The 12,027-nt window shown below is 66.5% G+C and carries 8 protein-coding genes; 6 read left to right on the top strand and 2 right to left on the bottom strand.

All coding sequences use genetic code 11. The features are described from left to right. Window positions 1-65: 65 nt before the first annotated feature. From FOC84_RS02305 to FOC84_RS02285, 5 genes are all read left to right on the top strand, one after another. Window positions 66-1,043 (top strand): DMT family transporter, encoded by a 978-nt coding sequence (locus FOC84_RS02305; protein ID WP_173143008.1) that lies wholly within the window; start codon window positions 66-68, stop codon window positions 1,041-1,043. A 71-nt stretch (window positions 1,044-1,114) separates the two neighbouring features. Further along, window positions 1,115-2,104 (top strand): quinone oxidoreductase family protein, encoded by a 990-nt coding sequence (locus FOC84_RS02300; RefSeq protein WP_173143007.1) that lies wholly within the window; start codon window positions 1,115-1,117, stop codon window positions 2,102-2,104. Window positions 2,105-2,290: 186 nt separating this feature from the next. Further along, window positions 2,291-2,434 (top strand): hypothetical protein, encoded by a 144-nt coding sequence (locus FOC84_RS02295; protein WP_173143006.1) that lies wholly within the window; start codon window positions 2,291-2,293, stop codon window positions 2,432-2,434. 7 nt (window positions 2,435-2,441) lie between these two features. Next, a complete protein-coding gene (locus tag FOC84_RS02290) occupies window positions 2,442-3,698 on the top strand; it encodes a CaiB/BaiF CoA transferase family protein (protein WP_173143005.1) in 1,257 nt (418 codons plus the stop codon). Next, complete coding sequence (locus tag FOC84_RS02285; RefSeq protein WP_173143004.1) at window positions 3,695-4,651, top strand: Bug family tripartite tricarboxylate transporter substrate binding protein; 957 nt, start codon at window positions 3,695-3,697, stop codon at window positions 4,649-4,651. Before FOC84_RS02290 ends, FOC84_RS02285 begins: the two co-directional genes overlap by 4 nt. A gap of 31 nt (window positions 4,652-4,682) precedes the next feature. Here FOC84_RS02285 and FOC84_RS02280 read toward each other — a convergent pair whose 3' ends face one another. Further along, complete coding sequence (locus FOC84_RS02280; RefSeq protein ID WP_088139515.1) at window positions 4,683-5,357, bottom strand: epoxyqueuosine reductase QueH; 675 nt, start codon at window positions 5,355-5,357, stop codon at window positions 4,683-4,685. An 85-nt stretch (window positions 5,358-5,442) separates the two neighbouring features. Beyond that, window positions 5,443-8,223 carry a bifunctional [glutamate--ammonia ligase]-adenylyl-L-tyrosine phosphorylase/[glutamate--ammonia-ligase] adenylyltransferase gene (glnE, locus tag FOC84_RS02275; protein WP_173143003.1) on the bottom strand — a complete coding sequence of 927 codons (2,781 nt, stop codon included), beginning with the start codon at window positions 8,221-8,223 and terminating at the stop codon, window positions 5,443-5,445. A gap of 100 nt (window positions 8,224-8,323) precedes the next feature. On the opposite strand from glnE, the gene FOC84_RS02270 reads away from it, so the two are divergent. Further along, window positions 8,324-11,971, top strand: a complete 3,648-nt coding sequence (locus tag FOC84_RS02270) for a YhdP family protein (RefSeq protein WP_173149918.1) — start codon at window positions 8,324-8,326, stop codon at window positions 11,969-11,971. Window positions 11,972-12,027: the final 56 nt, after the last annotated feature.

Genomic DNA, 12,027 nt, shown 5'->3' with positions numbered 1-12,027 from the left:
AAATATGGCCGGGTAAGCGTGGGTAAAGGCGTGCGGTGTTATTGCACTGAACATAAAATCATCGCATGAATCGCCTTGCCAAGTTTTCGCCGTCCTTCCACCCTTCCAGCCGCGCAGCCGGCTTCTTCCTGGCGACCCTGGGCGCAGTCCTGTTCTCGGCCAAGGCCATCGTGGTGAAGTTCACCTATCGCTACGGCATCGACGCAGTTACCCTCATCGCTTTCCGCATGCTGTTCGCCATGCCGTTCTTCGCGGCGGTGGCCTGGCATCAGTCGCGTCGCGCGGCGCGCGGAGAAATCCCCGTCATGACCTGGAAGGAACGCGCGCAGGTCTGCGTGCTGGGCCTGCTGGGCTACTACCTGTCCAGCTTCCTGGACTTTCTGGGACTGCGCTATATCACCGCCAGCCTGGAGCGCCTGATCCTGTTCCTGTCGCCTTCGCTGGTGGTGCTGCTGTCGGCGTTCTGGTTCAAGCGTCCGGTCGAGCGCCGCCAGTGGATGGCCATGGTGCTGTCCTATGCCGGCGTGGTGCTGGTGTTTGCCCACGACCTGTCCTTTGGCGGCGGCGAGGTGCTGTTAGGGTCTTTGTTCGTTTTCGGGTCGGCCGCAAGCTATTCTGTGTACCTGATCTGTTCGGGGGAACTGGTCAAGCGCTTGGGTGCGACCCGCCTGGTGGCGTATGCCATGCTGGTGTCCTGCGTGGCCTGCATCATCCAGTTCTTTGTCGTGCATCCCCCGTCCATGCTGATCCAGCCTGCCGGGGTCTACGGGTATTCGGTGATCCACGCCACGCTGAATACCGTGGTTCCGGTGTTCATGCTGATGTGGGCGGTGGCGTTGATCGGCGCGCCCACCGCATCGCTGCTGGGCATGATCGGGCCGGTGTCGGTGCTGTTTCTGGCGTCGTGGTTCCTGCAGGAGCCCATCACGGTGTGGCAGATGGCGGGAACTGCGTTGGTGCTGGCTGGGGTGTTCGTGCTGATGGGGGGCGGGGCCGGCAGGCTGGCGACCGCCAGGCAGGGCGAGACCCGGCCATCGCGTTGAATCTGGTTTTTCTCGTTCAGGGGCCGCAGACAGGCTCTCGTTAGCATTTTTTCCAATGAAAGGAGGCCAGCATGGCCAGCAATCTCGTCAAGGCAATTCGTATCGAGCAGCACGGTGGTCCTGAAGTCCTGAAGCTGGTCGAGGTGGAAGTGCCTCCGCCCGCCGCCAATGAAGTCACGATCGAGCAGCACGCCGCCGGCCTGAACTTCATCGATATCTATTACCGCACGGGCTTGTATCCCCATGCGCTGCCGCACGGCCTGGGCTTCGAGGGCGCGGGCGTGGTGACCGCCGTCGGCGCCGAGGTCACGCATCTGAAGAAGGGCGACCGCGTCGCCTACGGTCAGAGCCCGATCGGCGCCTACGCCAAGGCGCGCAACGTGCCGGCCGCGCAGGTCGTCAAGGTGCCCAAGGGCATCGGCTTTGACGAGGCCGCGGCCCTGATGCTCAAGGGCCTGACGGTGCAGTACCTGTTCCGCCAGACCTACCGCCTGCAAGGCGGCGAGACCATCCTGTTCCACGCGGCCGCCGGCGGCGTGGGCCTGATCGCCTGCCAATGGGCCAAGGCCCTGGGCGTGAAGCTGATCGGCACCGTTTCCAGCCCCGAGAAGGCCGAGCTGGCCCGCGCCAACGGCGCCTGGGAAACCATCGACTACTCGCGCGAGAACGTGGCCGAGCGCGTGCTCGAGCTGACCGGCGGCAAGAAGGTGCCGGTGGTTTATGACGGCGTGGGCAAGGACACCTGGGAAACCTCGCTGGACTGCATCGAGCCGCGCGGCCTGATGGTCAGCTTCGGCAACGCGTCCGGCCCCGTGTCGGGCGTCAACCTGGCGACGCTGAACCAGAAGGGCTGCCTGTACGTGACGCGCCCGTCGCTGGGCCTGCACGTCAATACGCTGGCCAAGCTGCAAGCCGCCTCCGAAGAGCTGTTCGACCTGGTCCTGAAGAAGAAGATCAAGGTCCGCATCGACCAGCGCTACACGCTGGAGCAGGCTGGCGAAGCCCAGACCGCGCTGGCCGCGCGCAAGACCACTGGCGCCACGGTGCTGATGCTGGACTGATCCCAGGTCGGCGATGCGCGGGGCCCGCAGGGGCGCCGCGCCAGGCCCGGCACCGCGCTGAGCGCGGTGCCGGGTTTTTTTATTGCGCAGGCGAGGTGCTCATTTGGCGGCTTGGTACGCGCACAGGCGGGTTTCTTGCTGGCCCCGCCGGCCGGAACGGCCAGGCCTGCCTTGCGGGGCGATGGCATGTCCAATGTCGCTGCGGAAAACAACGGTGTAGCCATTCAGAACGGCTTGAATACGCGGCGCGTGCCGCAGTACCTGGATTCAGCCGCGGTCAGCGCGCTGGCACATGGTTTGCTTATGACTTTGCATTTCATTGATCAATGAGGTGCAAATGTCAGCCGACACAAACAGGAAGGACGCGGGAGCCGACAAGCGCCCGCTTGCGGGCATACGCGTGCTGGATATGACCCGCGTGTTCTCCGGCCCATGGGGAACACAGATTCTTGGCGACCTGGGCGCGGACGTCATCAAGATCGAACAGCCCGGCAGAGGCGACGATCAGCGGCGCCTGGGTCCTCCTTTTCTCATGGACGGCCAGGGGGCGCCCACCAGCGAGTCCAGCTATTACCTTAGCGTCAATCGCAATAAGCGATCGGTCGCGCTGGACATCAAGACGCCCGAAGGGCAGGCGACTATTCGGCGGCTTGCGCAGAAGTGCGACGTGTTCGTCGAGAACTTCAAGGCGGGAAATCTCGCCAAGTATGGCCTGGACTACGCCAGCATTGCGGCCCTCAATCCTCGCATCATCTACTGCTCGATCAGCGGCTTCGGCCAGACCGGTCCGCGCCGCCATCAGATGGGCTACGACACGGTGATGCAGGCGATGTGCGGCCTAATGAGCGTTACGGGCAGGCCGGACGCCGAACCCGGCGGCGGACCGTTGAAGGTCGGGCTGGTGATGTCCGACATGATGGCCGGGACCTATGCCGCCATGGCGATCCAGGCCGCGCTCTATGCGCGGGATGTTCGCGGCGCGGAAGGCCAGTACATCGACATCTCCATGTTCGATGCGCAGTTGGCTGCCATGTCGCATCAAGCCAGCCACTATCTCGTTTCACAGGAGGTGCCGGAACGCTTCGGCAATGGCGCTCCCTCGGTATCGCCCTCCAATGCGTTCGCCTGCTCGGACGCCCGCATCGTGATCGTGACCGGGAACGACATGCAGTTCCGCCGTCTGTGCGAAGTGCTGGACTTGACGGACCTGGCGGACGACGAGCGCTACCGGAGCAATAGTGCCCGGGTCGTCAATCGCGCCCCGCTGCTGGAGGCGATCGAGACCAGGTTGCGTACCAACACCAAAGCCTATTGGCTGGCGGAGCTGGAACGCGCCGGCCTTGTGGCCGGCCCCATCAACACGCTGGCCGAGGCGCTGGCGGACCCGCAGGCGAGCGCCCGGGAAATCGTGAGGCACGTCAAGCACGTCAGCGGCGGCAGCGTGCCTCTCGTGGCGACGCCGATGCGCATGTCCGCCACGCCGCTCGATCGCTACACCGCGCCTCCCACTTGCGGACAGCACACCGATGAAGTGCTGCGCGAAGTGCTGGGGATGAGCACGGAGGAAATTCACGTCCACAGGAGACAAGCATGAAGATCAGGACCATTCTTGCAACATTGACCGCCGCCATGCTGCCGTTTGCCGCGGGCGCGCAGAACGCTTCGACCCGCATCATCGTGCCGTTCGCGGCGGGAGGGGCGACCGACACCGTCGCGCGCAGCCTGGCTTCCCGGCTCTCCCAGATCTGGAATCAGCCGGTAGTCGTGGAGAACAAGCCGGGCGCGGCGGGCACCATCGGGGCGCGGCAGGTGGCGGCAGCGCCGCCCGATGGCCGCACGCTGCTGATCGTGGCCAGCGGGCATGCGATCAATGAACTGGTGCATGAGAAGCTTCCGTATCGGACGGTCGAGGACTTTACGGCTGTCGCGCAAGTGGTCGACGTGCCGAATGTGCTGTTGGTTCCGAAGAACAGTCCCTACGGGAACGTCATGGAGCTGGTGGCCGCATCGAAAGCCGATCCAAAGCTGTTGTCCTATGGCACCTCCGGCATGGGAACGTCGGTGCATCTGTCGGGCGAACTGTTCAAGTCGATGAGCGGCGCAAACCTGGAGGCTGTTTTCTTCAAGGGGGGTGCGGAGTCTCTCACCAATGTCATCGGCGGGCACGTGCCCCTCAGTTTCAATACGGTTCCTGGCGCGAAGGAGCAGATTGATGGCGGCAATGTCCGGGCTATCGCCGTGACGTCCGGTACGCGAGTGCCTGTGCTGAGTAGCGTGCCGACCATCGCCGAGTCCGGCGTGCCAGGCTATGACGTCAGCACCTGGTTTGGCATTCTGGGCCCCAAAGGCATGGATTCCGCCCAGGTCCGCCAGATCAACGCCGATATCCGCACCGCCATGACCACCCCTGATATCGCCAGGCAGTTAGGCGAGAGGGGAATGATCATCAGGGTTGGAACGCCCTCGGAGTTCGATCAGCTGATCCGTGACGAAATCAGCAAGTGGCGGCCGGTGGTCGAACAACTGGGTTTGCGCGGCAAGAACTGAACCCCGCGCAGGCGGGGAGAGCCCGTCCTGATCAGAGCTGTTCCTCGTTGATCAGGTCTTCCTTGCCGTAGAACTTCACGCCGATGTGGATGCGTTCGCGGCCCTGCGAGCGGCGGTGGCGGTTGGTGTCACGCAGCGAATAGACGCAGCCGCAATATTCCTGCTGGTAGAAGTTTTCGCGCTTGCTGATTTCGATCATGCGGGCCGAGCCGCCGCCTTTGCGCCAGTTGTAGGTCCAGTAGATCAGATCGTCGTAGCGCGCCGCGGCGCGTTCGCCGCAGCCGTTGATCTGGTTCATGTCCTTCCAGCGCGAAATGCCCAGCGAGCTGGTGATAGTGTCGAAACCATGCTCGTGCGCGTAGAGCGCCGTGCGTTCGAAGCGCATGTCGAAGCAGGCCGTGCAGCGTTCGCCGCGCTCGGGGGCGTCTTCCATGCCCTTGACGCGGTCGAACCAGTTGTCCATGTCGTAGTCGGCGTCGATGAACTCGATGCCGTGCTGTTCGGCGAAGCGGATGTTTTCCTGCTTGCGGATTTCGTACTCTTTGACCGGATGGATGTTCGGGTTGTAGAAGTAGATGGCGTAGTCGATGCCCGAGGCGGTCATCGCTTCCATGACTTCGCCGGAACAGGGCGCGCAGCATGAGTGCATCAGCACCTTGCGGCGGCCGGCGGGCAGGTCGAGTTTGGGGCGCACGAGTTCGGACATGGCTTGCAGGCAAAGATAACGGAAAACCCCTTATTTTACGCTGAGTTGCCGCTGAAGGGGGGGCGCCCCGTCCCCCCTGTGCCCTTCAGCCCAGCACGGCGTCCCAGAGTTCGCGCACGGCGGCGCGTTCCTCCTGCAGCTGGTCCTGCGGGACGCGCGCCTTCTCCACGCCCTGCAGGCGCAACTGGTGCTGCGCGCGGCGCAGGGTGCGGTAGGCGTCGCCGGCGCGCGCGGCCAGCTCGGGAGAAATCAGGCCCGCCTCGCCCGACAGGCGCAGCAACGCGATATTGCCCAGGTTGCGCACCAGCACCGGATGCGTGCCCGAGTGGCACAGCACCAGGTACTGCGTGACGAATTCCACGTCGACCATGCCGCCGCGATCGTGCTTCAGGTCGAACAGCGGGCTGCTGTTGGGATGGCCCGCATTGATTTTTTCGCGCATCGCCAGCACTTCCTCGCGCAGCTTGGCGGCGTCGCGGGGCAGCACCAGCATGTCCTCCCGGATCTGCTCGAAGCGGGCGCCGACGCCGGCGTCGCCCGAGGCGTAGCGGGCGCGGGTCAGTGCCTGGTGTTCCCAGGCCCAGGCATGCTTGTGCTGGTATTGCTCGAAAGCTTCCACGGACACCGCCAGCAGGCCGGCGTCGCCGTCCGGCCGCAGGCGCAGGTCCACCTCGTATAGCCGTCCGGAAGACGTCATGGTCGACAGCCACGACGTCATGCGCCGGCCCAGCTTGGCGTAGACCTCGGCGGCGTCGTCGCGCGGATCGTCGAACAGGAACACCAGGTCCAGGTCGGAGGCATAGCCCAGTTCCTTGCCGCCGAGCTTGCCGTAGGCGATGACGGCGAAGCGCGGTTCGGCGCCCTCGGTCTTGTTCACCAGCGGCCAGGTGCGGCGGATGGCCTCGGTCAGCAGCAGGTCGGCCAGCGCGGACAGCTGGTCAGCCAGTTTTTCCACGGTGAGTTCGCCTTCCAGGTCCTGCGCCAGCAATTGGAAACTGGCCTGGCGCTGCATGTCGCGCATCAGGTTCATCTGGCGCTCGATGTCCGGATCGCCGTCGGGCAGCCGGCAGGCGTCCAGGTCCGCGGTCAGCTGGCGCCCGATCTGGGTGAAGTCCAGTGGTTCGAACAGTGTGCGCCAGTCGATCAGGCTGTCCAGCAGCAAGGGGTGCTGGGTCAGGTATTGCGCGGCCCAGGGGCTGGCGGCGACCATGCGCGCCACGCGGGCCAGGGTGTCCGGATACTCGGCCAGCAGGGCCAGGTAGGCGCTGCGCTGGACGATTTTTTCGATCAGGTCGAACAGTCGCACCGTGGCTTGCAGCGGAGCGGGGGTCTGCAAGGCGGCGCGCAGGGCGGCGGGCAGCAGGGCGTCCATGCGCTTGCGGCTGCTCTCGGGCAGGCTGCGCACCCGGTGGCTGCCCAGCAGGGTTTCGGTACGGCGCAGCAGGTCCTGCGCGTCGTCGCCGAAGGCCTGGCGGATCTGCTCGGCCAGTTCGCTGCTGCTGTCGGGCTCGTCCTGGCCGGACCCAGCGTCGGCGGCGCCAGGCGCGGGCGCCGGCACTTCGGCGTCGCCCATGCCCACCAGGCGGAACACGTTACGGAAGGTCTGCGAGACGAATTGGCGGTGCGCGGCCAGCGTACTTTCGAAGTCCGCGGGACTCATGCCCAGCGCTGCGGCCAGCGCGGCGCGCTGTTCAGGGTCGCCCGGCAGCAGATGGGTCTGGGCGTCCTCGCGGTATTGCAGGGCATGCTCGGTGCGGCGCAGGTAGCGGTAGGCCTCTTCCAGCCGGCGCGCGTCTTCCTCGGGCACCAGCCCAGCCGCGCTTTCCGCGTGCAGCGCTTCCAGCAGGCCGCGCTTTTGCAGCGCGGGCATGCGGCCGCCGCGGATCAGTTGGGCAAGCTGCACCACGAATTCGATCTCGCGGATGCCGCCGTCGCCCAGCTTGATATTGTTGGCGCTGTCGATACCGTTGCGCGCGCTGGCGCGCCGCTGCCAGTCCTGGCGGATGCGTTCGCGCAGGGCGCGCAGGGCCGAGAGAGCGTCGAAGTCGAAGTACTTGCGGTAGACGAAGGGTACGCGCAGGCTTTCCAGCTGGCGCGCCTGGGCGGCGCTGTCGCTGCCTTCGAAGGCCTGGGCCGGGATCAGCCGGGCCTTGAGCCAGGCGTAGCGTTCCCATTCGCGGCCCTGGCCGATCAGGTAGTGTTCCAGCGCGTCCAGGCTCCAGGCCAGGGGGCCGGCGTCGCCGTCGGGGCGCAGGCGCAGGTCGGTGCGGAACACCTGGCCGTTGGCGTCGACTTCGGACAGCACCGGCATCATGCGCCGCGTCAGGCGGCCGTAGAACTCATGATGGCTGATGCGGCGCGGGCCATCGGTTTCACCTTCTTCGCCGTACAGCATGATCAGGTCGATGTCGGACGAGACATTCAGCTCGCAGCCGCCCAGCTTGCCCATGCCCACGATCAGCATTTCCTGCGGCTTGCCGGTGGCCGGATCGCGCGGCACGCCATGCACCGCGGCGAGGTCCGCGGCCACGCTGCGATAGGCCGCGGCCACCGCGGTGTCGGCCAGCGTGGTCATGGCGCCGACGACTTCTTCCAGATCGGCCTGGCCAGTCAGGTCGCGCACGATCAGCGCGTTGAAGACCCGTTCGCGCAGCTTGCGCAGCACCATGCGGCAGACATCCACGGGGAGCGTGTCGCCTGCCTGCGGTCCGGCCAGCTCGGCCTGCCAGCGCGCGATCTGCACGGGCGTGACGGGTTGGCGCACGGCATCGTCCAGCCAGGCGGCCAGATCCGGGTGGGCATCCAGTCGGCGGCGCAGATGGCCGGACCAGGCGAGGGCGGGGGCGAGCGTAGAGGGCGTGGACATGGCGAAAGGGGCGGCAGAATAGGCGCGTTTCAGGTATAAGTGGGGACGATACCGCAAGACCTATTTTTCTGCCCACCGATCCGTGTCTGTTTCAAAAAAAGTGCTCTGCTGGGTCTTTTGGGCCGTGCTGACCGTCTATGGCGTCGTGGCCCTCGGACTGCTGGGCGTACGCTATTGGGTCCTGCCCCGCGTGGACCAATGGCGTCCCCAGATCGAAGCCTACGCCAGCAAGGCGCTGGGTTCCCGAGTGACCATCGGCGCCATCCAGGCGAACTGGCAAGGCCTGAACCCCAAGCTCGATCTCACCTCCGTCCAAGTCTACGACGACGAGGTCGACCCCGTGCTGTCCCTGCCTTCCGTTTCGGCGGTGCTGGCCTGGCGCAGCATCCTGGTCTTGTCGCCCAAGCTGTTGCGTCTGCAGCTCGAACGGCCCGAACTCATCTTGCGGCGGGATCCCGCCAATCATTTGTGGGTCGCGGGCCAGGACATCGACCTCAATGGCGGCGACCAGCGTTCCGACCTGGACCATCCGGCCCTGCGCTGGCTGGGCGCGCAGCGCGAGCTGCGCATCCGCGGCGCCACCATACGCTGGCAGGACGAATTGCGCCGCGCGCCCGAGCTGACCCTGACGGGCGTCGACCTGCTGGCGCGCAACGGCAGCCTGTCCCACCGCTTCGTGCTCAAGGCCGCGGCGGGCGACGCGTTGGCGCGCAACGTGGAGCTGCGCGGCGAATTCAACCGCAGCCTGTTCTCGGTGAGCGCGGCCAATCCCGGCAACTGGGGCGGCCAGCTGTATGTGCAGCTGGACGACGCCGAGCCGCTGGCGTGGCGGCCGTGGCTCGAGGTCCCGGCGGTGGCGGGGCGCTTGAGCGGGCGGGCATGGCTGCAGCTGGAACGCGGCAAGTTCACCGATCTGACCGCGGACGCCGCGGCGCGCGGCCTGCAATGGACGCAGACCCCGCAAGGCGCTGACGCTCCCGGCTTCAAGGCTGGCTACGTCCAGGCCCGCATCCATGGCCTGCCGGGCGACTTCATGCAACTGGACAGCGTGCCCCTGGCGCGCAGCCCTGGCGCGCCGGCGGTATCGGTCAACGGCAAGGTCGAACAGCTGGGCCTGAGCTTGCCGGGCGTCTTCGAGCAACCCGACTTGGCGGTGCGCGAAGCGGCGCTGGAGGCCGCCATCAAGGGGCCGGACGCCGATCACTGGTTCGTGGACGTGGGCCAGCTGCAACTGGTCAACGACGATCTCGACGTGCGCCTGCAAGGGCAGTGGCGGCGCGAGGGCAAGACCGCGGCGGGCAGCGTCGACATGCGCGGCGTGATGGCGCGCGGCTCCATGTCCGCCATCCATCGCTACCTGCCCCTGGAGGTCAACGCCGACGCCCGCGAATGGCTGGCCATCGGCTTGCCGGCAGGCGAAATGCAGTCCGCCTCCATCACGCTCAAGGGCGATCTCGACGAGTTTCCGTTTGGCGCGCCGGCGTCCCAGGGCGAATTCGTGATCGCCGGCGGATTCACCGGCGCCAAGGTCGATTACGCGCCGGCCCGCGAGCGCCGCAAGGGCTGGCCGATGCTGGAGAACCTGTCCGGCAATTTCCGCATCGACAAGGTCAGCCTGGCGCTGGACAGCGCGGGCGGCGCGGTCGCTCATACCGGGTCGGGGCATACCGTGACGCTGGGAGCGGTTGCCGCAACCATTCCCAACATGGAAGAGAACTCCGAACTGCTGCTGACCGGCGAGACGTCCGGCACCGTGCCGGCCTATCTGGCGCTGGCGGCCAACTCGCCCTTGGGCGAGTTGCTGGACGGCGCCCTGGACGAGGCGCGCGGCACCGGCGACTGGCGGGTGAGACTCAAGCTCAAGGTGCCCCTGCTGAACACCGATGACACCGAGGTCCAGGGGAATATCCTGTTCGGGGGCAACACCTTCACCTTCATGCCGGAGATGCCGCTGCTCAGCCAGATGCACGGCGACCTGGCATTTTCAGAGAAGGGCGTCGAGGCCAAGGACCTGCGGGCTCAATTCCTGGGCGGCCCGGCGCGGATATACGGACGCCTGGCGCAGAGCACGGACGCGTTGCGCTTCGAGGGCACGCTGGCCGGGCCGGCGCTGAGCCAGTTGAGCAACACGCCGTCCATGTCGCGCTTTTCGGGCAAGGCCGCCTACAAGGGCAGGGTGGGTTATCAGCGCGGCGGCGCGGTGGACATCTCCGTGGAATCCGATCTGGTGGGCATGGCGATCGACATGCCCGCCCCGGTAGGCAAGCCGGCCCAGGCGTCCCAGTTGCTGAAGGTGCAATGGTCGCCGGCCCAGGACCGCGGGGCGCAGAACCGGCGCTGGCTGACCGCCAGCCTGGGGGATGGCGTCAACGCGCTGTTCGAGCGGGCGCCGTCCGAAGGGGCGCCCTCCTATTTCGCGCGCGGCGCGCTGGGCATCAACCGCCCCGCGAGCCTGCCGGAACGCGGTTTCAGCCTGAACGCCAGCCTGCCGGAGCTGGACATGGATGCCTGGGAAAAAGTGTCCGACGGCTTCAGCGCGCCTGCCGGCAAGGGCCGTGCCGCGGCCAAGCCGATGCTGCCCCCGGCCGAACGCATCAGCCTGGCGGCCGGTGTATTGCGGACTGGCGGCTTTACCCTGAACGACCTGACGCTGTACGCAACCCGGCCGGGGCCCGCCCAATGGCGCGTGGACCTGCAATCCAAGCAGGCGACGGGGTCGCTGGAATGGCGCGAGGCCTCGGGCGCCATCGCCGGCCAGATCACCGCGCGCCTGAAGCACCTGTCGCTGGGCGGCGAGGGTGATACGAACAAGGCCGACGAGGCGCTGTCCTCGAGCAACGACCTGTCCGACATCCCGGCGATCGACCTGCAGGCCAAGGAATTCCTGCTGTACGGCAAGAATGTGGGCGAACTCCAGGTGCAGGGCACGAACCTGCAGCGCGGCCGCCAATGGCGCCTGGACAAGCTGTCCATCGTCAACGAGGCGGCCTCGCTCAACGCCACCGGCAACTGGAACCTGGAGGGTCAGAGCCGCGGCCTGACCGTGGATGCCTTGGTCAAGTTCGAAGACGTGGGCAAGTTCCTGGACCGCATCGGCTTCGAGAAGGTGGTCTCGGGCGGCAACGGCACGATGCAAGGCAAGGCCGCCTGGCGCAATCTGCCCTGGACCCACAAGATCGAAGACCTGACGGGCGAGGTCGATGTCAGCCTGGACAAGGGTCGCTTCATGCACGTGAACTCCCGCACCGCGCGGCTGCTGGAGCTGCTGTCCCTGCAATCGCTGCAGCGGCTGGCGCGGCTGGACGTGAATCCCACCAATCTGCTGCGCGATGGCTTCCCCTTCGACACCATCCGCGGCAAGGTCAAGGTAGCCGACGGCACGATCTCGACCGAGGGCTACAAGATCAACGGACCGGTGGCGACGATCGTGCTGGCGGGCGGCGTGAACATCATCCGCGAGCGCTGGGACATGAAGGCGGTGGTGATTCCCAACCTGGACGCCAGCGGCGCGGCCATGGTGACGGCGCTGGCGGTCAATCCGCTGATCGGCCTGGGGGCCTTCGTGACGCAATGGCTGCTGAAGCAGCCGCTGGCGCGGGCCATGACCATGGAATACGCCGTCACCGGTAGCTGGGACGATCCCAAGATCGAGCCGATAGACGCGTCCGGCAAGCCGGTGGGCGACAAGCAGACGCCGCGCCCGGCGCCGCAGCCCGGCACTCTGGAGGAGTTCATGGGGGGGCAGTGAGCCGCGCAGGCGGCCCGTTCGTTCCATGAAAAACGCCCTGGAGCGCGCTTGGCGCC

The organism is Achromobacter pestifer (genome assembly GCF_013267355.1).
Classification (GTDB): Bacteria; Pseudomonadota; Gammaproteobacteria; order Burkholderiales; family Burkholderiaceae_B; genus Achromobacter; species Achromobacter pestifer_A.
The sequence above is the reverse complement of the archived record's forward strand: the minus strand, read 5'-3'. Positions and strand labels throughout refer to the sequence as shown.